A 21352-nucleotide genomic window follows, 5' to 3' on the forward strand; every position below is an offset into this window, starting at 1 on the left:
TTACTCTCCGGCGCGGTCGGGGTGCAGCGAATTGCCCGCGCGGCCCGATCGGAACGATCCCGGCCAGCTCAACGGGTTCCAGCCGGCGCTGCCGTCCAGGCTGAAGGTGATGAACTCGGCGCGGCCGCCAATATTCTCGATCGGCACCGGCCCGCCCAGCCCCTGTTGCGCCAGGGTCATGCGGCTGTCGGCGCTGTTGTCGCGATTGTCGCCCATCAGGAATACGTGGCCGGCGGGAATACGCTTCGGCCCGAAATCGTCGGCGGTGGTCCGCATCATGTCGATCGTGTCGTATGACCGGCCATTGGGCAAAGTCTCGCGCACGATCGGCACGTTGCACACCGACACGCCCGCTGCATCGCGGCTGAGCGCGCCGGGATAATGATCGGGGTCGCAGGTGAGGTTGGCGTCGGTTCTCAGCGCGCGGGTGCCCATGCGCTCCTGCTTCACCGGGCGGCCGTTAATATAGACCTTGCCATAGACGACCTGAATCTCCTCGCCGGGCAGTCCGATCACGCGCTTGATATAATCGGTGCGCGCATCGGTCGGCGTCACGATGACGATATCGCCGCGTTCGGGCAGGCTGCCGAACAGCCGCCCCTTGATGAACGGCAGGACGTGGAAGGTCGGGGTGACGTAAGAATAACCATAGGGATATTTGGTCACCACCAGCCGGTCGCCGACCAGCAGGGTCGGCATCATCGATTCGGACGGGATGTAAAATGGCTTGGCGATCAGGCTGTGGAATCCGAGCACGGCGATCACCAGCCAGAAGATGCCCTTCGCCTCCCCCCACCAATCAGCACCGCGTGCGGCCTTTTCGTCTTCCACGTCCAGCGCCAGATCCTCGGCCATTTCTTCGTCCTTCACGGCGCTCACGTGGCCATTAATTCCTGCGGCACCGCCTCGATCACCACCAGCGCCTGCGCCCAGGGGTGGTCGTCGGTCAGCGTCAGATGCACCTTGGCGACGTGACCCGCGGGGGTCATCGCGTCAAGCCGCGCCTTTGCCCCTCCGGTCAGTGCCAATGTCGGTGCCCCCGATGGCGCATTCACCACGCCGATATCGCGCATGAACACCCCGGCCTTGAAACCGGTCCCCACCGCCTTGGAAAAAGCCTCCTTGGCGGCAAAGCGCTTGGCCAGCGTCGCGGCATAGTTCAGCGGCCGCCGCGCGGCCTTGCGCAGTTCCAGTTCGGTGAACACGCGCTGCTCGAACCGCATGCCGAACCGGTCGAGCGTGGTCTGAATCCGCTCGATATTGCAAAGGTCGGAGCCGATGCCGATGATCACCGCGCTTCATCCATCAACGCACGCATCCGCCGCACCACCGGCTCCAGCCCGTCGAAAATCGCCTCGCCGATCAGAAAATGCCCGATATTCAGCTCGCGGATCTGCGGGATCGCGGCGATGGGAATGACATTGTCGAAGGTCAGGCCATGTCCGGCATGTACCTCGATCCCGTTCTTCGCCGCCAGCGCGGCCGCATCGGCGATGCGGCGAAGCTCGGCGACCTGCGCCTCGCCGGTCAGCTCGCAATAGCGCCCGGTGTGTAGCTCGACCACCGGCGCGCCCAGCCGCAGCGCCGCCTCGATCTGCGCCGGGTCCGGCTCGATGAACAGCGACACGCGGATATTGGCGCCCTTCAACTCGCGCACCATCGGCGCGAGCAGGTTATGCTGCCCCGCCGCGTCCAGCCCGCCCTCGGTCGTGCGCTCCTCGCGCTTTTCGGGCACGATACAGGCGGCATGCGGCGTGTGGCGCAGCGCGATACCCAGCATCTCGTCGGTCGCGGCCATCTCCAGGTTGAGTGGGATCGTCAGCTCGGCGGCGAGTCGTGCGATATCGTCGTCGGTGATGTGCCGCCGGTCCTCGCGCAGATGTGCGGTGATCCCGTCCGCCCCGGCTTCCGCCGCCAGCAGGGCCGCGCGCACCGGATCGGGATAGCCAGACCCGCGCGCATTCCGCACGGTTGCGACATGGTCGATATTCACGCCAAGGCGGAGGGGAGAAGTCACGCTGCCCGGCTGCCGGGCTTCATTGCCGGAATCGCCGCGAGTTCGGGGGGCAGCGACTCGGCATCATAGGTCGGCACGTCGAGCCGGATCAGCGGGAAGAACGGCACGCCCAGATCGGCGGTGCCGTTCGACCGGTCGATCAACGATGCGGCGGCGATCACTTCGCCCCCGGCTTCCTCGATCGCCCGGATCGCCTCGCGCGACGACAGACCGGTGGTGACGACATCCTCCATCATCAGCACCTGCTGCCCCGGCGACAGCCGAAACCCGCGCCGCAGCTCGAAGGTGCCGGTCGGCCGCTCGACGAACATCGCATCGACGTTCAGCGCGCGGGCCACTTCTTGCCCCGCGATCACCCCGCCCATCGCAGGCGAAACGACCGCCGAAATCCGTGCGCGCCGGTTCGCCGGGATGTTCGCCGCGACGGCCTGCGCCAGCCGCGCGGCCCGCGCCGGGTTCATCAGCACACGTGCGCATTGCAGGTAACGCGACGACCGCAGTCCCGACGACAGGATGAAATGCCCCTCCAGCAGCGCTTGTGCCGCGCGAAACTCGTCCAGAACTTCGTCTTCGGTCATCGTCATCCCGCCATTTTGCGCCGATCCGCATCTAGGCGCGAGGCTGTCTCGTCGCAACCGCGCGTAAAAAGAGCACCGGACAAGCTTGAGACACGCGATCTTGGTGCTATAGGCCAGCCGCAACAGGTAAATTTTGTCCGCGCGACCGGAAGCCCGGCGCCCCCGCAACAGGGGACAAGAAAACATGGGGTACGAAGACACGATGCGCATGCATGGATTGAAGGCGATCGTCCTGGCCGCCGGTCTCGCGCTGGCAGGGGGGACTGCCCTCGCGCAGGCCGCGCCCGCCGCGCCGCAGGCGGCTACGCCTGAAGCACAGGCACCGGCAACGCCAGCGGCACCCGCCCCGGTCGCGGTCGAATCGCCTGCAGCAGTCGTGCCCGGTGCGGCACCGGCTGCTGCCCCCGCCGCGGCGACGCCCGCCGATCCGACGCTGAACGCCGACGGCACGCACAAGACTGCGCCGGTCGCCGGTATTGGCATGCCGGTGGACAAGAAGGTTGGCATTCAGCCGCAGGTGACCCAGCTGGGCGAACGCGCCGCCGGGTTCCACGACCATATCCTGCTGCCGATCATCATCCTCATTTCGATCTTCGTCCTCGCGCTGCTGATGTGGGCGATGTGGCGTTACAGCCGCGCGCGGAACCCCAATCCGTCAAAGACCAGCCATAATACGGCGATCGAAATCATCTGGACCGTCGTACCCGTGCTGATCCTGGCGGGTATCGCCTGGCCATCGATCTCGCTGCTGGCCAAGCAGTTCAAGCCCGCGCCCGACAATGCCGTGACGATCAAGGCGATCGGCAACCAATGGTATTGGTCCTACGAATATCCCGATCATGGCGGCATCGCGATCACCGCGAACATGCTGAAGGAAAAGAGCGAGGTCCCGGCCGGCACGCGTTTCCGCACCGACACCGATGGTCCCCGCCTGCTCGCGGTCGATAACCGCATCGTCGTGCCGGTCGGCACCCCGATCCGCCTGATCGCCACCGCCAACGACGTGATCCACAGCTGGGCGATCCCGGCCTTCTGGATCAAGATCGACGCGGTCCCCGGTCGGTTGAACGAGACCAGCTTCACCGTCGACAAGCCCGGCGTCTATTTCGGCCAGTGCTCCGAACTGTGCGGCGCGCGTCACGGTTACATGCCGATCGCGGTCGAGGCGGTAACGCCGGAAGTGTTCGCGCAGTGGATCGCGGCCAAGGGCGGCAAGATGCCGGCTCCGGGCAAGGCATCGACCAGCCCGGCGACGATCGCTGCGCCGGACAATACCACCGACGCCGGTAACGACAGCGCCGGCAATGACAACGATGGTCTCGTCAACGCGATTTCCGAACCCGCGACCACCAATCAAGCCGCCACCGGCAATACGGGTAATTAAGCCATGACCGACGCAGCCCGCGACGCACACGCCTTTACGGCGCACGATCATCACGACGCGCATGATGCCGATCACAAACCCGGCTTCTTCGCGCGCTGGTTTCTGTCGACCAACCACAAGGATATCGGGACGCTGTACCTGATCTTCGCAATCATCGCGGGGATCATCGGCGGCGGCATTTCGGGCATCATGCGCCTCGAACTGGCCGAACCGGGCATCCAGCATCTCGGCTGGATTTCGGCGTTCGTCCATGGCGGACCGCAGACGTTCGACGAATCGCTTCACTTCTGGAACGTGCTGATTACCGCGCACGGCCTCATCATGGTGTTCTTCATGGTGATGCCGGCGATGATCGGCGGCTTCGGCAACTGGTTCGTACCGATCATGATCGGCGCGCCGGACATGGCGTTTCCGCGGATGAACAACCTGTCGTTCTGGTTGCTCGTTCCCGCCTTCCTGCTCCTCCTCCTTTCGCCATTCTTCGGCGGCGGCGCGGGCGTGGGCTGGACGGTCTATGCGCCGCTATCGACCTATGGCGAGCCGGGACCTGCGGTCGACATGGCGATCCTGTCGCTTCACCTTGCGGGCGCCAGCTCGATCCTGGGTGCGATCAACTTCATCACCACCATCTTCAACATGCGTGCCCCCGGCATGACCATCCACAAGATGCCGCTGTTCGTGTGGTCGGTGCTGGTCACGGCGTTCCTGCTGCTGCTGGCGCTGCCGGTGCTGGCGGCGGCGATCACGATGCTGCTGACCGATCGTAATTTCGGCACGACCTTCTACGATCCCGCCGGTGGCGGCGATCCGGTGCTGTACCAGCATCTGTTCTGGTTCTTCGGCCATCCCGAAGTGTACATTATGATCCTGCCGGGTTTCGGCATCGTCAGCCAGATCGTCTCGACTTTTAGCCGCAAGCCGGTGTTCGGCTATCTCGGCATGGCATACGCCATGGTCGCGATCGGCGTGGTCGGCTTCGTCGTCTGGGCGCATCACATGTTCACCACGGGCATGAGCGTGAACGTCAAGATGTACTTCACCGCCGCGACGATGATTATCGCGGTGCCGACCGGCATCAAGATCTTCAGCTGGATCGCCACGATGTGGGGCGGCTCGATGAGCTACAAGACCCCGATGATGTGGGCGATCGGCTTCATCTTCATGTTCACCGTGGGCGGCGTCACCGGCGTCGTGCTGGCGAACGGCGGCGTCGACGATTACATGCATGACACCTATTATGTGGTGGCGCACTTCCACTATGTGCTCTCGCTGGGCGCGGTGTTCGGGCTGTTCGCGGGCTTCTATTACTGGTTCCCGAAAATGTCGGGGAAGATGTACAGCGAATTGCTGGGCCAGCTGCACTTCTGGGTCTTCTTCATCGGCGTGAACGTGATGTTCTTCCCACAGCATTTCCTGGGGCTTCAGGGCATGCCGCGCCGCATCCCCGATTATGGCGACGCCTTCGCTTACTGGAACGGCATCTCCAGCTTTGGCTATCTGATTATGCTGGCGGGAATGGTGATCTTCTTCATCAACCTGTTCTGGTCGATGGCTGCGGGCAAGAAGGCGCCGGACAATCCCTGGGGCGAAGGTGCCACGACGCTGGAATGGACCCTGTCCAGCCCACCGCCGTTCCACCAGTTCGAAACGCTGCCAGTGATCGACGACGACAAGCATCACTGAGTTTAGCGACGGCTGAAACGAAAGCGCCCCGGGGGAAACTCCGGGGCGTTTTTGTTCGTTTTGGGTTTGATTGCCTGTTGCGATCCCCACAGTATGTTGCCCAACGAGCGCAGTTCGGGGGAGTCGATGAAGCAGCAGGACAACAAGCACATCATCACATTCCGACAGGCGAAATTGAAGCCTGGTGAAATCGTTGAGCACCATCTGGAAGGTTGGATTGGTGAGATGATGGGCAAGGGCGATAAGACGCAGCGCAATGGCCAATTTGTTCTGACGAACGAGCGTGCTTGCTTCTATCGTAAAGGATTGCTGGGGGAGGTTCTCGAAACGATCCCCTTAGGCAAAATTACCTAAGTCGAATCGCTATCACGCATGGGCTATCGCGTGCTCAGACTGCATACCTCCCATGATGAACTCGCGTTCAAGACGTTCGAAGCCAAGGAGTTGTTCGATCAAGTTTACGAGCGTCTTGAGCAGATTCGTCACGGTGACCCCAAGCCCTCCAGCGCGAGTCCTGCTGCCGATTCCATCCCGGATCAGCTTCGTAAGCTGGGAGAGTTGCGTGACATTGGAGTCCTGACCGATGCTGAGTTTCAGGCCAAGAAAACAGAATTGCTTGCTCGCCTGTAACCTTACGCCTCGCTACCCTTTCCCCGCGCTCCAACCCGGCCTATAGGCCCGGGCAAATGTCCGTCGCCAACCATGCCCTGATCCTGCCCGCCGACTGGCGCGATTTCCTTGCGTTGACCAAGCCGCGGGTGATGACGCTGGTCGTGTTCACCGGGCTGTGCGGCATGCTGGCGGCTCCCACGCAAATCCACCCCATCCTCGGCTTCACCGCGATCCTGTGCATCGCGCTGGGCGCAGGCGCGGCGGGGGCGCTCAACCAATGGTATGAGTCGGACCTCGACGCCAAGATGAAGCGCACCGCCGGACGTCCGCTGCCCGCCGGGCGCATGGACCGTCAATCGGCGCTGCATTTCGGCGTCGGCGTGTCGGCGCTGTCGGTGATCCTGATGGGGCTGGCTGTGAACTACACCGCCGCCGCGATCCTGCTCATGTCGATCCTGTTCTACGTCCTCATATACACCGTCTGGCTGAAGCGCCGCACGCCGCAGAATATCGTCATCGGCGGCGCAGCGGGTGCGTTCCCGCCACTGATCGGCTGGGCGGCGGCGACGGGGGAGGTGGCGCTGCTGCCGTTCCTGCTGTTCCTGCTCGTCTTCCTGTGGACGCCACCGCATTTCTGGGCGCTCGCGCTCTATGTGAAGACCGATTACGCCAATGCCGGGGTGCCGATGCTGCCCGTCGTCGCTGGCGAGAAGGCGACGCGGGTGCAGATCGGCCTCTACACCATCCCGATGGCGATCACCGCGATCGCGCCGTGGCCGCTCGGCCTGACCGGCGCGGTCTATGGCGTCACCGCGACCGCAATGACCGCCATCTTCGTCGCGCTCGTCTTTCGCGTCGCCACGCGGATGGCGACCGACGGCGATAAAATGAAACCGGAAAAGCGCCTGTTCGCTTATTCCATCGCCTATCTTTTCATCCTGTTCGGCGCTGTCGCCGCAGATCGGTGGTTCGCATGACTCCGCAAGAAGAAGAAATCGTCCGTGCTCGTCAGAAATCGCGGACCCGACTGATGGCGGTACTGTTGCTTGCCTTCGTCATTCTGGTGTTCGCCATCACCATCGTGAAGATTCAGGCCGGCATGCCGGTGAGGGCGACATGAAAATCGATCGCAAGCTCCGCACTGCGCTTCTCGCCGTGCTCGGCGTGTGCACCATGACCGGCGTCGCGTTCGCCAGCGTTCCGCTTTATCGCCTGTTCTGTCAGGTCACCGGCTTTGGCGGTACCACGATGCGTGCCGACCGCGCACCCGGTGCGGTCGATGCCAGGATCAAGGTGGCGTTCGACGGCAATGTCAGCCCGAAGCTGGCGTGGAAGTTCAAGCCGGAAATGGCATCGGACGAAATCTCGATCGGCGCGCGCGACATGGCGTTCTACACCGCCACCAACGTCGCCAATGTGCCGGTTACCGGCACCGCCACCTACAACGTCACGCCCACCCAGGCCGGCAAATACTTCTCGAAGATCCAGTGTTTCTGCTTCACCGAACAGACGCTGAAGCCGGGTGAGACGATGCGCATGCCGGTGATCTATTATGTCGATCCCAAAATCCTGACGGACCCGGATACGAAGGACATCGAGACGATCACGCTGTCCTATACATTTTACCCAGTGGATTCCGCCAAGCCTGCAAGCTAGGGGGGTCTAGAAACGCCATAAGAACAGGGACGGACGATGGCCGGCGCCAAGAACCACGAATATCATATTCTTCCACCCAGCCCGTGGCCGCTGCTGACGTCGTTCGCGGCGCTGTGGCTCGCGGCCGGTGGCCTGATGTACATGAAGGAGCATCCGCAGGGCGTGTGGGTGCTGCTGTCCGGCCTCGCCGCCGTGCTGTTCTGCATGGCGTCGTGGTGGGTTCAGGTGGTGCAGGAGGCGAAAGCCGGGGACCATACCCCGGTCGTCCAGCTGCACCTTCGTTACGGCATGATCCTGTTCATCGCGTCCGAAGTCATGTTCTTCGTCGGCTGGTTCTGGGCATGGTTCGATTTCGCGCTGTTCCCGGTGGCGATGAACGTCACCGATCATGGCGCTGCGGTCGATCTGGTCCAGGGCGCGGTCGCGGTATTCCCGCCCAAGGGCATGGAGGTGCTGCCCGCATTCGAGCTGCCCCTGCTCAACACGTTCATCCTGCTGCTGTCGGGCACCACGGTGACCTGGGCGCATCACGGCCTGATCCACAATCAGCGCGGCGGTGAGCTCAAGGGTCTGTGGGGCATGATCGGCGTCGGTGAGAACGACGTGGTGAAGAAGGGCCTGTGGCTCACCATCATCCTCGGGCTGATCTTCTCGAGCATTCAGGCCTATGAATATGCGCACGCACCGTTCGTGTTCGGCAAGACCAACTATTCGTCGGCCTTCTACATGGCGACCGGCTTCCATGGCTTCCACGTGCTGGTTGGCACGCTGTTCCTGATGGTCTGCCTGTTGCGCGCCTATCAGGGCGATTTCACCCCGCGCCAGCATTTCGGTTTCGAGGCGGCGGCGTGGTACTGGCATTTCGTCGATGTCGTATGGCTGTTCCTGTTCGTCGCCGTTTACGTGTGGGGCAGCGCGGGCGCACCGGTCCACGGCGGGTGATCGCGGGGGCGCGGCCAGCGTGAGCGACACCGCACCGCCAATTACCGATTCGGCATTCAAGGGTGCGTGCCCCCGTTGCGGGGCGCGCACCCTTTTTGCTGGATGGGTCAAATATGCCGATCGCTGTCCGGCCTGCGCGCTGAACTATGCGGCATTCAACGTCGGCGATGGCCCTGCGGCGTTCCTCACCCTGATCGTCGGCACGATCATCGTCGTGCTGTCGATCTGGCTGGAGCTGGGTGCAAGTCCGCCGGTGTGGGTCCATCTGCTGATCTGGCCGCCGCTGACATTGCTGCTGGTTATATTGTCGCTGCGCTGGGCCAAGGGGGCGCTGCTGGCGCTGGAATATCGCAACGCCGCGCGCGAAGGCCGGATCAAGGCACCCGAACTATGAAACTCCCGCTCATTCCCACCGCCATCGTCGGCCTCGCCGTCGCCGCCATGATCGGCCTTGGCATCTGGCAGCTCGACCGACGCCATCAGAAGGAAGCCGCCATCGCCACCTATGCGGGAAACAGCGCGCTGCCGGTCATGGCGTTCCCGCGCCCGCCGGTCGGTGACGACTATCTGTTCCGCCGCGCCAGCGCGATGTGTGTGGAGGTCATCGGCTGGACCGAACAGGCCGGCCGCGCGGAGAATGGTACGAAAGGCTGGCGACACATTGCCGAATGTCGCGGCGGCGGGGGTGAAGGCCCCACGCTGAAATTCGACATGGGCATCAGCGCCGCGCCCGGTTTGATCCCGGTGTGGAAGGGCGGCGAGGTCACCGGATCGATTACCCAGGCACCCGATTCGACCCCCATATTGGCCGGATTGTTCGGCAAGCGCCCGCCCCGCACACTGATGCTGGTCGCCGATCAGCCCGCCCCGGGTCTGTCGGCCAGCGCGCGGCCCGATCCGTCGAGCGTGCCGAACAACCATCTGGCCTATGCCGTGCAATGGTTCCTTTTCGCGGCGATTGCGGGCGTGATCTACGTTCTGGCGTTGCGCTGGCGCGGACGCAAGGCGCCACCACCGCCGGTGCCGCCGCAAAGCTAGACTTTCTTGCCCCGCCCCGCGCCCGCCGCTAACCCGCGCGGCATGCGATATCAGAGCACACGCGGGTCCGCGCCCGAACTCGATTTCCGTGGCGTCACGCTGGCTGGGCTGGCCAGCGATGGCGGGCTGTACGTTCCCGTCGAATGGCCGCGCTTCACCGCCGATCAGGTCGCCGACCTCGCGGGCCTGTCCTATGCCGAAACCGCGGTGCGGGTGATGCAGCCGTTCGTCGGCAAGAGCCTGAGCGAAACCGAACTGCGCGACCTGTGTACCCGGGCTTATGGCCGGTTCAGCCACGCGGCGGTGACGCCGTTGGTCCAGCTCGACCATCGCCATTTCCTGCTTGAGCTGTTCCACGGCCCCACGCTGGCGTTCAAGGACGTCGCGCTTCAGCTGCTAGGCCTGTTGTTCGAGCGCTTCCTGACCGGCACCAACGATCACCTGACCATCGTCGGCGCGACCAGTGGCGACACCGGCTCTGCGGCAATCGACGCGGTGGCGGGGCGTGAAGGCATCGACATCTTCATGTTGCACCCGAAAGACCGCGTGAGCGACGTTCAGCGCCGCCAGATGACGACCGTCCTCGCCCCCAACGTCCACAATATCGCGATCGAGGGCAGCTTCGACGACGCGCAGGCGATGGTGAAGGCGATGTTCAACGACGCCGACTTCTCCGGGAAATTTCAGGTTACTGCCGTCAATTCGATCAACTGGGCACGGCTGATGGCGCAGGTCGTCTATTATTTCTATGCCGCCGTGCGCCTCGGCTCCCCCGCCCGCCCAATCGCATTCAGCGTCCCCACCGGCAATTTCGGCGATGTCTTTGCGGGTTTCGTCGCGGCACAGATGGGGCTGCCGGTCGCCAAGCTGATCGTCGCCACCAACGTCAACGACATCCTGCACCGCGCACTCTCCAGCGGTGATTATTCGGCGGGCACCGTGACCCCCACCGCCGCGCCCAGCATGGACATTCAGGTCAGCTCGAACTTTGAGCGATTGCTGTTCGATCTCGCGGGCCGCGACGGCAATGCGCTGGCCGCGCAGATGCAGAGGTTCGAGGCGACCAGCGGGATGCGCCTGACGAATGCCCAGCAACAGGGCGCAGCATCGCTGTTCGCCAGCGACCGGATCGACGCCGACGCGATGGCGCAGGCAATGGCCTGGGCTGCGTCGAACACCGACAATATCCTCGACCCGCACACCGCCATCGCGCTGGCCGCCGCGCGCCGCAGCGACCTGCCAGCCGACATCCCCATCGTCACGCTGGCCACCGCGCACCCGGCCAAGTTCGACGATGCGGTCGAGCGCGCCACCGGCATCCGGCCTTCGCTGCCCGCGCGCATCGGCGATTTGTTCGACCGGGAGGAGCGCTATGATGTGCTGCCCGCGACGTTCGATGCCGTCGCGGGCTATATCGCCGAGCGCGCCAAGCCGCGCTAAGGCATTTCCATGGAACTGATTACCCTTACCGGCGAACCCTGGGCCGATTACGGCCTCATCGACTCAGGCCATGGCCGCAAGCTTGAACGCTATGGCGACTATCGCTTCATCCGCCCCGAGCCACAGGCGATGTGGGCGCCCGCCGCGCCCGGGTGGGATGCGCATGGCGAGTTCATGCCCGCGCCGGATGACGAGGGCGGCGGCCGCTGGGTGTTCAACAAGCCGGTCCCGCGCGAAGGCTGGCCGCTAAGCTGGAACGAAGCGAAGTTCACCGCCCAAACCACCCCGTTCCGCCATCTCGGCTTCTTCCCAGACATGGCGCCGGTCTGGACGTGGATGCGCGAACAGACCGCCGGGGTCGAGTCGCCGACGGTAATGAACCTGTTCGGCTATACCGGCGTCGGCACGCTGGCGATGGCCGCATCCGGCGCGCAGATGGTGCATGTCGACGCGTCGAAGAAATCGGTCGAGGCGGCGAAAGGCAACGCCGCGCTGTCGGGGATGGCCGACAAGCCGATCCGCTGGATCATCGACGACGCCGGAAAATTCGTCGCCCGCGAAGTCCGCCGCGCGCGCCGCTATGACGGCATCCTGCTCGACCCCCCCAAATATGGCCGCGGCCCGACCGGCGAAGTGTGGAGCCTCGAACGCGACCTCCCCGCCCTGATCGCCGATTGCCGCCAGCTGCTCGACGCCGACTCGCGCTTCCTGTTTTTGACGGTCTACGCGATCCGCATGTCGGCGCTGGCGATCGGCGAACTGGTCCGCCAGCATTTCGGTGACCTTGGCGGCACGGTCGAGGCGGGCGAACTGGCGGTGCGGGAAGAGGCGCGGGGACTTGCGCTGCCGACGGCGATTTTTGCGCGGTGGAGTCGCTAGTGCGATTGTTCGAGTCAGGCGCGAGGCACGATGAGCAGCTTTGAATTCATCTTCACGCTGTTCGGGCTCGTCATGGGCCTCGCGCTCACCGAAGTCCTCGGTGGCTTCGCGCGCGCGGTCAAACGGCACGGCCCGGCAAAGCTCGGCCTGCTTACGCCGGCGATCAGCCTCTTCATGCTCTATGAGATCACCGATTTCTGGATGGACGCGTGGGAGGTTCGCGATGCGGTGCCGATCGGGATGCCGACGCTTCTCGTCTCGGTCGTCATTACCGGGCTGTATTATTTTGCCGCCGTGCTCGTCTGGCCGGAGGAGGGCGACGCGGCGTGGGACGATCTCGACGGCTGGATGCTGGAACACAAGCGCCAGCTGTTGCTCAGCGTGTTCGCGAGCAATGTGGTGTCCGTCGCCAGCCTTTCCACGATGGGGCACAGCGGATTCACGCCGACGCCGTTCGCCATCGGCTGGATGGCGCTGTATTTCGGCCTGCTCCTCGCCGCCGCCTTTGTCCCCGGCCGTCGCTTCACTCTGACGGCGCTCGCGCTGGTCCTGAGCATGTACGCGACCGCGCTCGCGATCCGGATTACCGGCGGATAGCGGCTCAAATCAAGGTCAGGACCTACGGCAACGCCGGTGCATCCAAACCCGGCGCTTCGCTGGCGCATTCCTGGTGCAAAACTGTCGCGTACACGCCGTCAACCTGCCGTATCGGCCCCGCAATGGGGGGATGTCGTCAATTGCGTCAACCGCGCGTCAATTCCGCCCCATCCGCATCGCCGCGCCCGCCACGAACGGACACCCGGCGACCAGCAGCAAGCTCACCGCCCCCAACAGCTTCAGCGCCGCGACATCGTCGCCCATGCTCCCTGCGCCAAAGATGAGCAGCGGCACGGCGAAGGGCAGCATCACCAGCCCCGCCACCGCGCCTGCACCGCGCAGCCCGGCGGTCAGCGCCGCCGTCGCCACGCCCAGTGCCGCCAAGCCCGGCGTGCCGATAAGCAAGCTCAGCAACACCGCCAGCATCGCTTCCAGCGACAGCCCCAGCAACCCGCTCGCCACCGTCACCGCTACCAGCAGGGTCGGCGCAAAGCCCAGCCAGTGGCCCGCGATCTTTGCCGCCGCCACCGTCGAATCGCCGAACCCGCGCACGGCCAGCTGATCGAGCACCCCGCTCTCCAGATCAGGTGCGACCAGCCGCTCGACCGGCAGCAACGCCGCCAGCACCGCCGCCGCCCAGATCACCCCGCCCCCGATCCGCGCCAGCAACGCCGCCTCCGGCCCGATCGCGAAGGGAAAGAGGATGGCGACGAGGAGGAAGAAGGCGATGGGGAGGGTGAGGCCGCCTGCCGCCCATGCCCGGCGCAACTCGCGTCCCACCAGTGCGCCAAAGCCGCTCACGCCGCGCCACCGATGACGATACCATGCGCGCCCGGCACCCGGATCGGCAGATGCGTCGCGATCACGGCAATCCCGCCCCCCGCGCGATGCTCCGAGATCAGTGCGCCGAGCATCCCGATCGCGCCATGATCCAGCCCGTTGGCCGGTTCGTCCAGCAACCAGATCGGCGCACCGCTCGCCACCACCCGCGCAATCGCCACCCGCCGCCGCTGCCCGGTCGACAGCAACCGCACCGGCACCGCCGCCAGTTGCGCCAGCCCCACCGCCGCCAGCGCCGCGTCCACATCGCCCCGCCGCCCGTCGAGACCGGCCCAGAAGCCCAGCGCCCGCGCGACCGTCAATTCCGGGTCCAGCGCCGCCGCCTCGGTCAGCAACGCGCGTTCGCCCGTCGCGTTCACCGCGCCCTCAGCCGGCTTCAGCATCCCGGCGGCAATCCGGATCAGACTCGATTTCCCCGCGCCATTCTGTCCGGTTACCAGCGCAGCGCCGCCCGCCTCCAGCGTGAAGCTCAACCCGTCGAACAGCCGCCGCCCGCCGCGCTCGCACGCGACCCCGTCGAACGTCAGCCGCGCGTCATCGCTCATCCGGCCGCTTCTTCCAGCGCGTGCATATCCTCGTCGCTCAGTCCGAAATGATGCCCCACCTCATGCACCACGACATGGGTAATCAGCGCCTCCAGCGAGACCCCGGTATCGACCCATTCGTCGAGCAACGGGCGGCGATACAGATGCACCCGGTCCGGCATTGCCGCGACGTCGAACGGCGATTTCTCGCCGACCGGACGCCCCGAATAGAGCCCGGTCAGCTCGAATGGGTCCTCGATCCCCATATCGCGCAACGTCTCTTCGTCCGCGAAATCCTCGATAATCAGCACCACGTCCTTGAGGTGCGCCGCAAACGGCTCCGGAATCCGTGCCAGTGCGGCGCGCGCCAGCGCCTCGAGCTGTTCGGCACTCGGGGCAAAGGTCTCGGTTTTCTCCGTCATCGTCCCGCGCTATGCCCGAGCCAGCAACGGAGGGGAAGAATGGTCGAACAGTTGAGCCAGGCCGAGCGTGAGGACGCGCTGGAGGGGCTGCCCGAATGGGATCACGACAGCGGTCGCGACGCGATCACGCGCAGCTTCACCTTCGACGATTTCAGCCAGGCGTTCGCGTTCATGACTCAGGTCGCGTTGCTGGCGGAAAAGGCGGATCACCATCCGGAGTGGTCAAATGTGTGGAACCGGGTGGATATCCTGCTGACCACGCATGATGCGGGCGGGCTGTCCGGGCGCGACGTGGAGATGGCACAGGCGATCGACGCACTGGTGGATTGAGCCTGACTAAGCCCCTCCCCTTCAGGGGAGGGGTTGGGGTGGGGCCTATCCTCTTGGCAATTGGTCTCGGTGAAACTGACAAGCCCCACCCCCATCCCCTCCCCTGAAGGGGAGGGGCTTGCATACCTCACCGGTCCTGCAAACCGATCCGCTTCGCCAGCCACCGCGCCACCGCCTCGGGCGATAGCTTGTCGGTGTCGCGGTCGACCATCAGATTCGCTTCCCGTATCGCCGCGACCGGCACCCGGCCCACCAAAGGCCGGATCGCCGCCAGAAACCGCGTATCCTCCGCCCGCCCCGGTGCGACCAGCAGGATCGCGTCATAACCGGGGATCGCGCCTTTGGGATCGGCCAGCACCGCCAGCCGATCCGCGGCGATCCGCCCGTCTGACGAGAATGCCGGGATTACATCCGCCGCGCCGCTATCCAGTGCGCGGTACATGAAGGTCGGCTGATACGGTCGTGCCGATTTGAACTTCAGGCCATAGGCGTCCCGCACCGCGCGCCATTCGGGTCGCTCCAGAAATTCGACATCGGTCCCGAAATTCAGGCCACTGGCCTGTGACGCCAGATCTTCCAGCGACGAAATCCCCCGCCGTTTTGCATCGTCGCCCCGCATCGCAAAGGTATAGGCATTCTCGAACCCCAGCGACCCGACCAGCCCAACGCCATGCTTGGCCTTCGCCCATTCGGCCACCCCTCGCACCAGCGCATCGCGCGCTGGCACATCGGTACGTTTCATCTCGTTGGTCCAGATCGTGCCCGAATAATCGACATAGACGTCGATATCGCCGCCTTTCAGCGCGCCGAACGCCACTGCCGAGCCCAGCCCCTCACGATATTCGACGCGATAGCCCGCCGCCTCCAGCCGGTGACCGATCAGCCGCGCGAGGATGAATTGTTCTGAGAAGCCCTTGGCGCCGACCACCACGGTTTGTCCGCCCACCGTGGGGGCCAGTGCGAACGCAGCAGCGCAAATGGCGGCGAGCAGCGCGCCCGCGCTCATCCGCACGAACAGCCATTGTCGCCGCGCGATGCCCGTCTCCGCCACCGACAGGATCAGGTCCACGCCCAGCGCCAGCGCCGCTGCGCCGATGCACCCGGCCAGCACGAGCGCCCAGTTCTGCGTCTGCAGTCCGGCGAAGATCAGGTCGCCCAGGCTCGGCTGACCCACGGTGGTGGATAGCGTCGCCGCGCCGATCGTCCACACCGCCGCCGTGCGGATGCCCGCCATCACGACGGGCGCGGCCAGCGGCGCTTCGACCAGCCGCAATTTCTGCCCCCGCGACATGCCGATGCCGTCTGCCGCCTCGACCACCGCAGGGTCGATCCCAACCAGCCCGGTCACGCCGTTGCGCAGGATCGGCAGCACGGCATAGAGGGTGAGCGCCAGCAACGCGGGCAGGAAGCCTAAAGCGGGCAGCCATTCGCCCAGTACGCCGCGCAATGCGAGCAGCACCGGGTAGAATAGCGCCAACAGCGCCAGCGACGGGATCGTCTGGATCAGCCCCGCCGCGCCCAGCGCCACCCGCCCAAGCCGCGGGTGCCGCGCCGCCGCCACCGCCAGCGGCAGGCTGATCGCGATCCCGAGCGCCAATGCCGCCATCGCCAGTAGCAAATGGCTGGCCATCAATTCGGGCACGCGGGTGAATGCCTCGATCATTGCCGCAATGCCGCCAGCCGCCTGGCCTGCCCCAGCGGCACCGCAAGCAACGCATCCGCCGCCGCGCCGCCAGCACCGGTCGCCAGCTCCGCCGGCGTTGCATCGGCAACGATCCGGCCCGCCGTCATCACCAGCACGCGGTCGGCCAGCAACAATGCCTCCGCCATGTCATGCGTCACCAATATCGTCGTCAGCCCCAGCCGGTCGTGCAGCGCGCGCACTGCGCGCCCCAGCGCGTCGCGCGTCACCGGATCGAGCGCGCCGAACGGCTCGTCCATGAGCATCAGTCCTGGTGCGGTGGCGAGCGCGCGCGCGACCCCGACCCGCTGGCGCTGCCCGCCGGACAATTGATCGGGCATCCGCGCCGCGACATCAGATGGCAGATCGACCAGCTCCAACAGTTCCGCCACCCGCGCCACCGTGTCGCGCTCGCCCGCAATGCGCAGCCCCACTGCGACATTCTCGGCCACATTCATATGCGGGAACAGCCCGACATTCTGGAACACATAGCCGATCCGGCGGCGCAGCAGATGCGGCGGCTCGTCCGCGACCGCCCGTCCGCCGATCGACACCACCCCGCTGTCCGGCTCGACCAGCCGGTTGATCGCTTTCAGCAAGGTCGACTTGCCCGACCCCGATTGCCCGACCAAAGCAACGAAGCTTCCCGCGGCGATCTCCAGTGTCACATCGTCCAGCGCGGGCGTTCCGCCATAACGCTTCGCCACGCCGTTCAGGCTGACAGAAGGACCGGTTTGCGCTGGCATCGCGAGCGATAGTGCGGGATGAATGTGACAAGGTCAAAGATTAGGGGAGGCGGTATGCAGGCGATCTTCATCACCGGTGGCGGTTCGGGTATTGGGCGTGCCACGGCCGTGCTGTTCGCGGCGCGCGGCTGGCGCGTGGGGCTGGCGGACGTGAGCGAGGCGGGGATGGCGGAGACGGCGGCTTTGCTCGGCGACGCGCCGGTCACCACGCATGTGCTCGATGTGCGCGACCGCGCAGCATGGGATCGCGTGCTGGCCGAATTTACCGCAGCCAGCGGTGGGCGGCTCGACATATTGTTCAACAATGCCGGGATCGGCGTCGGCGGCAATTTCGCGCAAACCAGTGTCGAGGAACTCGACCGCTGCGTCGACATCAACCTGAACGGCGTCGTCTATGGTGCGCATGCGGGCTATCGCTATTTGAAGGCGAGCAGCGGTTGTCTGGTCAACACCGCGTCGGCGGCGGGCATCTATGGCACCGCCGGGGTGGCGATCTATTCGGCAACCAAATTCGCGGTGCGCGGCTTTACCGAGGCGCTGGACGGCGAATGGTCGCCCGAGGGGATTCGCGTTCGCGCGCTGCTGCCCAGCTTCATCGACACGGCGATCCTCGACGGCACCGGCGCTGGCAGCAACCAGACGATGCGCGAGCGGGTGAAGGCGGCGCGGCTGGAGTTCACGCCGGTCGAGGTCGCAGCGCAGGCGGTGTGGGATGCCGCACATGGCGACGGGCTGCACATGCTGGTCGGCAAGACCGCGCGGCGCATGTGGTTCGGCGCGCGCTTCATGCGCGGATCGATGCGCAAGATGGCACGGGGGAAGACGGCATGATGCGAAGCGGGGTGGTTCTGATTGCCTTGGCCTTGGCGGGCTGCGCAGGGCGCACGCCGGAAACTCCGGCCGACGCTTTTATGGCGCGGATCGCGGCGCATTGCGGCAAGGCTTATGCCGGGCGCGTCGTCACCACCGATGCCGCCGACAAGGCGTTCGCGTCACAGCTGCTGGTGATGCACGTCGCCGCGTGCGAGCCGGGACGCGTGCGCGTGCCGTTCCATGTCGGCGAAAATCGCTCACGCACCTGGGTGCTGACCCGCACCGCCAGCGGCGTGCGGCTGAAGCACGACCACCGGCACGAAGACGGCAGTTCGGATGTGCTCACCATGTATGGCGGCGACACCATCACGTCCGGCACGGCGGAGCGGCAGGACTTCCCGGTCGATGCCGAATCGATCGCGCTGTTCCGGGCGAACAAAGCTGAGGTATCGACCACCAATGTCTGGGCGATGGAAGTGAACGCGACCCGCTTCACCTATGAGTTGCGCCGCGCCAATCGGCATTTCCGGGTGGAGTTCGACCTGACCAAGCCGGTCACCACGCCGCCGCTGCCATGGGGCTATACACCTTAACCGTAGCGGCTCAGACGCTCTTTCGCCTCCGTGCCATAGCCGGTTTTGGCGAACCAGCCATCGGGGCGGCGGATCAGGATCGTGGGCGTGCCGCGAAATCCCAGCTTTTGCAGTTCGACCAACTTGTCCCGAACGTCGAAATAGAGGTTGTTATCCGCCGCGCTCAACGGGGCGGGGACGGGCGCCAGCGTGCCCGCCATATAGGCATGGAAATTAGCCAGCGTGGGGTTCTTTAGTAGCGAGACGACCAGGGCCTTCGGATCCGACACGAACGCGCCGACCAGATAGCCATAGGTGCGCCCGCGCGATGGCTGCGGGAAATCACGGTGAAACAATCGGCAATAGCCGCAGTCCTTCAGCGTCAGCACCACGACATCGGGCCGCTTGCCCGGCCCGTGCAGCACGATTGGCCAGCCAGCCAGCGCGGCGTCGATCGCGCGATTGGCTTCGGGCGTCTGGTTGGACTTGAGCGGTGGCGCGGCCTGCGCCCATGCCGGTGTCGCCGCGAGTGCCAGCGGCATGCCCAAAACTGTTCGCCGATCCATTGCCCATTCCTCCGCTCGTCACGGTGTTACAGAGCATCGCTCGTTGGGCAAGGATCGTCAGATTGTGTCAGGCGCGCAGGCAGCCCGACCAAGCATAGCCGCGCAGGAGCGGCTGAAATGCCGGGATCAGGCCATTGGCCATCGCGATATGCTTGAGCGCCACCGGCAATTCCCGGCGCGGGCTGACATGAAAGCGTTCGAGCCAAGCGAACAGGCTTGCCCGCCACCAACGCGGCAGCCGCTCCTGCTGTCCGAAATCGACGATGTGCAACTGTCCGGCGGGGGCCAGCGCGCCTGCCGCGCGTTCGATCGCGGCGGTCCAGTCGGGGATCATCGACAGCGTATAGCTCAGGAATACCCGATCGAACCCGGTGACGCCGAACGCCGCCACATTGAACGCAGCGGCATCGCCCTGCGCCAGCGTAATGCGGTCGCTCAGCCCCGCTTTCGCCACCTTCGCGCGCGCCGTGGTCAGCATCGCCTCCGAAATATCGAGGCCGTAGAAATGTGCCTTCGGCCAGCGCCGTGCTGCCGCGATCAGGTTGCGCGCGGTGCCGCAGCCAACCTCCAGCACCGCCCCTCCCGGTGGCGGGTTCAGCGTGTCGATCAGCCGATCGCGGCCCAGCAGGTAATATTTGCGGGTCAGATCATAAATGTGCCGCTGCGCCGCATAGACACCGTCCATGTGCGCGGCATGGCGCGTGTCTGGCATCATGGCTTCAGCCGATACAGATGCACCCCGCCATAGATGGCGGAACGGTCGCGTGCGGTGAAATCGAGCGACTCGGCTGCGGCATAGTCCCAGCGGTTCAGGATCGCGTCGGGCACTCGCCCGGGCAACAAGGTTGGCGCAGCGGCGGTGCGGAACAGCACGCGCGAACCGGGTTTCGCGGTGCGGGTGATCTCGCGCCACAGCCGCTCCAGCTGCGCATCGGTCATCCAGTCCTGCGCATCGAGCAGGATATAGCGGTCGAGCGACGCGTCCGGCATCGATTCGAGATAGTCGGCAAAATTCTGGTGCCGCACCTCGACCCGATCCGCGCGCTCACGCACCATTTCGTAATTGGCCGGACGCAGATAGGGCGGCAACGGAGCATCGACCCCTTCGCCATAACCGCGTCCGAACGCCTGCCACGCGAAATAATTGTCCGACAGGTCGAAGTCGCACGCCAGCTTCTCCAATCGCCGCCGCAGCACCGCGCCCATGCCGCGCGGATCGTCCCCGGCCAGCGCCTCATATTGCGCGGGCGGGATGCCCAGCCCGAACAGCGATGCCGGCTGGTCGATCAGCCAGCGCACGAAGCGCTTGTCGAACATCGGCGCGAGCCGGGTCTCGAAGATTTCTCGCTGCTCCTCGGGCGTCTTTGCCGCCAGAATCTCGCGCGGATCGATGCGGTACAGTTTGGCGAGCAAATGCGCCGCGCCGATGAAATTGCCGAGCAGTCCGCGTTTGTAGAAGCCGCCTGCAAAGCCGCCAATCCGCCGCCGCCCGACCAGATCGCGCCCTTCCCAATAGGCGCGCGTCGTCTCGTCCAGATGCGGGCAAATATGCGCGCGATAATCGGCGACGTTATCGGGCCGGTTGGCTTGGCCGAAAAACCGGTGGAACGCGGCATGATCGGGAAGGCGCTGCGCCGCAGCGACTTTCAGCTTGTTGAGCGCGATATGCGCGGTGTTCAGATCGACGGCGGTGATCCTGGCGGGGTTGGCGGTCAGATAGGACAGGACGTTGCAACCGCCGCTGGCGATGGTCACGACATGGCAATCCGGCGTGATCGCCAGCGCGGCCATATCGACCTCCGGGTCTTCCCAAATCTGCGCATAGACCAGCCCGCGAAAGGCGAAGGTGAAGGCGCGCTCGAGCAGCCCCTCGCGGCTCAGCTGGTCGTGGCGATGCACGGCGGCACGCACCGCGCGGTTGCGCGGCTGGGGGGCAGTCGATCCCATGGGCAGGCTCCTCGGGGTGTTCCGGGGTCGCCCTTACCGACGCTACGTTTCAGTGCAGCGACGGATCAATGACGAAACCGTCACA

28 protein-coding genes are annotated in these 21352 nt (G+C 65.2%); 16 read left to right on the plus strand and 12 right to left on the minus strand.

Annotation, left to right across the window (positions count from 1 at the left end):
* From lepB to pyrE, 4 genes are read right to left on the minus strand one after another with little or no spacing between them, the layout of a single operon-like run.
* Nucleotides 1–855, minus strand: a complete 855-nt coding sequence (gene lepB / locus U1702_RS14305) for a signal peptidase I (RefSeq protein ID WP_332726396.1) — start codon at nt 853–855, stop codon at nt 1–3.
* A 20-nt stretch (nt 856–875) separates the two neighbouring features.
* Nucleotides 876–1292: a holo-ACP synthase gene (gene acpS / locus U1702_RS14310; RefSeq protein WP_332725781.1), complete on the minus strand. Its 417-nt coding sequence runs from the start codon at nt 1290–1292 to the stop codon at nt 876–878.
* Nucleotides 1289–2017, minus strand: coding sequence for a pyridoxine 5'-phosphate synthase (locus tag U1702_RS14315; RefSeq protein ID WP_332725783.1), 729 nt, complete (start codon nt 2015–2017; stop codon nt 1289–1291). Before U1702_RS14315 ends, acpS begins: the two co-directional genes overlap by 4 nt.
* The gene (pyrE, locus tag U1702_RS14320) at nt 2014–2595 is read right to left on the minus strand and encodes an orotate phosphoribosyltransferase (RefSeq protein ID WP_332725785.1); all 582 of its coding nucleotides are present in this window, start codon (nt 2593–2595) and stop codon (nt 2014–2016) included. The genes U1702_RS14315 and pyrE overlap by 4 nt, the downstream gene beginning before the upstream one ends.
* Nucleotides 2596–2779: 184 nt before the next feature.
* Between pyrE and coxB the strand changes: the two genes are divergently transcribed.
* From coxB to U1702_RS14380, 13 genes are all read left to right on the plus strand, one after another.
* Nucleotides 2780–3979 carry a cytochrome c oxidase subunit II gene (coxB, locus tag U1702_RS14325; RefSeq protein WP_443026850.1) on the plus strand — a complete coding sequence of 400 codons (1200 nt, stop codon included), beginning with the start codon at nt 2780–2782 and terminating at the stop codon, nt 3977–3979.
* 3 nt (nt 3980–3982) lie between these two features.
* Complete coding sequence (gene ctaD / locus U1702_RS14330; RefSeq protein WP_332725787.1) at nt 3983–5662, plus strand: cytochrome c oxidase subunit I; 1680 nt, start codon at nt 3983–3985, stop codon at nt 5660–5662.
* Between the two features lie 93 nt (nt 5663–5755).
* Nucleotides 5756–6016, plus strand: a complete 261-nt coding sequence (locus U1702_RS14335) for a hypothetical protein (protein WP_332725789.1) — start codon at nt 5756–5758, stop codon at nt 6014–6016.
* An 18-nt stretch (nt 6017–6034) separates the two neighbouring features.
* Entirely contained in the window at nt 6035–6292 is a 258-nt protein-coding gene (locus U1702_RS14340; RefSeq protein WP_332725791.1) for an SHOCT domain-containing protein, read from the plus strand.
* A 56-nt stretch (nt 6293–6348) separates the two neighbouring features.
* Nucleotides 6349–7251, plus strand: coding sequence for a heme o synthase (locus tag U1702_RS14345; protein WP_332725793.1), 903 nt, complete (start codon nt 6349–6351; stop codon nt 7249–7251).
* A complete protein-coding gene (locus U1702_RS17140) occupies nt 7248–7394 on the plus strand; it encodes a cytochrome c oxidase system small membrane protein (protein WP_503623848.1) in 147 nt (48 codons plus the stop codon). The genes U1702_RS14345 and U1702_RS17140 overlap by 4 nt, the downstream gene beginning before the upstream one ends.
* Nucleotides 7391–7930, plus strand: a complete 540-nt coding sequence (locus U1702_RS14350) for a cytochrome c oxidase assembly protein (protein ID WP_332725795.1) — start codon at nt 7391–7393, stop codon at nt 7928–7930. The genes U1702_RS17140 and U1702_RS14350 overlap by 4 nt, the downstream gene beginning before the upstream one ends.
* Before the next feature lie 36 nt (nt 7931–7966).
* Nucleotides 7967–8872 carry a cytochrome c oxidase subunit 3 gene (locus U1702_RS14355; protein ID WP_332725797.1) on the plus strand — a complete coding sequence of 302 codons (906 nt, stop codon included), beginning with the start codon at nt 7967–7969 and terminating at the stop codon, nt 8870–8872.
* A gap of 19 nt (nt 8873–8891) precedes the next feature.
* Nucleotides 8892–9266: a DUF983 domain-containing protein gene (locus U1702_RS14360; protein WP_332725799.1), complete on the plus strand. Its 375-nt coding sequence runs from the start codon at nt 8892–8894 to the stop codon at nt 9264–9266.
* Nucleotides 9263–9910 carry an SURF1 family protein gene (locus U1702_RS14365; RefSeq protein ID WP_332725801.1) on the plus strand — a complete coding sequence of 216 codons (648 nt, stop codon included), beginning with the start codon at nt 9263–9265 and terminating at the stop codon, nt 9908–9910. Before U1702_RS14360 ends, U1702_RS14365 begins: the two co-directional genes overlap by 4 nt.
* A gap of 42 nt (nt 9911–9952) precedes the next feature.
* Nucleotides 9953–11350, plus strand: a complete 1398-nt coding sequence (thrC, locus tag U1702_RS14370) for a threonine synthase (RefSeq protein ID WP_332725803.1) — start codon at nt 9953–9955, stop codon at nt 11348–11350.
* Nucleotides 11351–11359: 9 nt separating this feature from the next.
* Nucleotides 11360–12229: a class I SAM-dependent methyltransferase gene (locus U1702_RS14375; RefSeq protein ID WP_332725805.1), complete on the plus strand. Its 870-nt coding sequence runs from the start codon at nt 11360–11362 to the stop codon at nt 12227–12229.
* 30 nt (nt 12230–12259) lie between these two features.
* A complete protein-coding gene (locus tag U1702_RS14380; protein ID WP_332725807.1) occupies nt 12260–12826 on the plus strand; it encodes a hypothetical protein in 567 nt (188 codons plus the stop codon).
* A 156-nt stretch (nt 12827–12982) separates the two neighbouring features.
* Here U1702_RS14380 and U1702_RS14385 read toward each other — a convergent pair whose 3' ends face one another.
* The 3 genes from U1702_RS14385 to U1702_RS14395 are packed head-to-tail and all read right to left on the minus strand — an operon-like array spanning nt 12983 to nt 14612.
* A complete protein-coding gene (locus tag U1702_RS14385; RefSeq protein WP_332725809.1) occupies nt 12983–13627 on the minus strand; it encodes a heme exporter protein CcmB in 645 nt (214 codons plus the stop codon).
* Complete coding sequence (gene ccmA / locus U1702_RS14390; protein WP_332725811.1) at nt 13624–14211, minus strand: heme ABC exporter ATP-binding protein CcmA; 588 nt, start codon at nt 14209–14211, stop codon at nt 13624–13626. Before ccmA ends, U1702_RS14385 begins: the two co-directional genes overlap by 4 nt.
* Complete coding sequence (locus tag U1702_RS14395; RefSeq protein ID WP_332725813.1) at nt 14208–14612, minus strand: metallopeptidase family protein; 405 nt, start codon at nt 14610–14612, stop codon at nt 14208–14210. The genes ccmA and U1702_RS14395 overlap by 4 nt, the downstream gene beginning before the upstream one ends.
* 39 nt (nt 14613–14651) lie before the next feature.
* Between U1702_RS14395 and U1702_RS14400 the strand changes: the two genes are divergently transcribed.
* Nucleotides 14652–14942, plus strand: a complete 291-nt coding sequence (locus U1702_RS14400; protein ID WP_332725815.1) for a 4a-hydroxytetrahydrobiopterin dehydratase — start codon at nt 14652–14654, stop codon at nt 14940–14942.
* A gap of 127 nt (nt 14943–15069) precedes the next feature.
* On the opposite strand, the gene U1702_RS14405 is transcribed toward U1702_RS14400, so the two are convergent.
* Both U1702_RS14405 and U1702_RS14410 read right to left on the minus strand, forming a co-directional pair.
* Nucleotides 15070–16605 (minus strand): ABC transporter permease/substrate-binding protein, encoded by a 1536-nt coding sequence (locus U1702_RS14405; RefSeq protein ID WP_332725817.1) that lies wholly within the window; start codon nt 16603–16605, stop codon nt 15070–15072.
* Nucleotides 16602–17369 (minus strand): ATP-binding cassette domain-containing protein, encoded by a 768-nt coding sequence (locus tag U1702_RS14410; RefSeq protein ID WP_332725819.1) that lies wholly within the window; start codon nt 17367–17369, stop codon nt 16602–16604. Before U1702_RS14410 ends, U1702_RS14405 begins: the two co-directional genes overlap by 4 nt.
* Nucleotides 17370–17423: 54 nt before the next feature.
* Between U1702_RS14410 and U1702_RS14415 the strand changes: the two genes are divergently transcribed.
* Nucleotides 17424–18200, plus strand: coding sequence for an SDR family oxidoreductase (locus U1702_RS14415; protein WP_332725821.1), 777 nt, complete (start codon nt 17424–17426; stop codon nt 18198–18200).
* A 32-nt stretch (nt 18201–18232) separates the two neighbouring features.
* A complete protein-coding gene (locus tag U1702_RS14420; RefSeq protein WP_332725823.1) occupies nt 18233–18775 on the plus strand; it encodes a hypothetical protein in 543 nt (180 codons plus the stop codon).
* On the opposite strand, the gene U1702_RS14425 is transcribed toward U1702_RS14420, so the two are convergent.
* The 3 genes from U1702_RS14425 to U1702_RS14435 all read right to left on the minus strand — a co-directional run bounded on the left by U1702_RS14425 (nt 18772) and on the right by U1702_RS14435 (nt 21267).
* Complete coding sequence (locus U1702_RS14425) at nt 18772–19320, minus strand: thioredoxin domain-containing protein (RefSeq protein WP_332725824.1); 549 nt, start codon at nt 19318–19320, stop codon at nt 18772–18774. The genes U1702_RS14420 and U1702_RS14425 overlap by 4 nt on opposite strands.
* Nucleotides 19321–19387: 67 nt before the next feature.
* Nucleotides 19388–20035 carry a class I SAM-dependent methyltransferase gene (locus U1702_RS14430; protein WP_332725825.1) on the minus strand — a complete coding sequence of 216 codons (648 nt, stop codon included), beginning with the start codon at nt 20033–20035 and terminating at the stop codon, nt 19388–19390.
* Nucleotides 20032–21267 carry a BtaA family protein gene (locus U1702_RS14435; protein ID WP_332725827.1) on the minus strand — a complete coding sequence of 412 codons (1236 nt, stop codon included), beginning with the start codon at nt 21265–21267 and terminating at the stop codon, nt 20032–20034. The genes U1702_RS14430 and U1702_RS14435 overlap by 4 nt, the downstream gene beginning before the upstream one ends.
* Between the last annotated feature and the right edge of the window lie 85 nt (nt 21268–21352).

Source organism: Sphingomonas sp. LT1P40 (assembly GCF_036663835.1).
Classification (GTDB): domain Bacteria; phylum Pseudomonadota; class Alphaproteobacteria; order Sphingomonadales; family Sphingomonadaceae; genus Sphingomonas.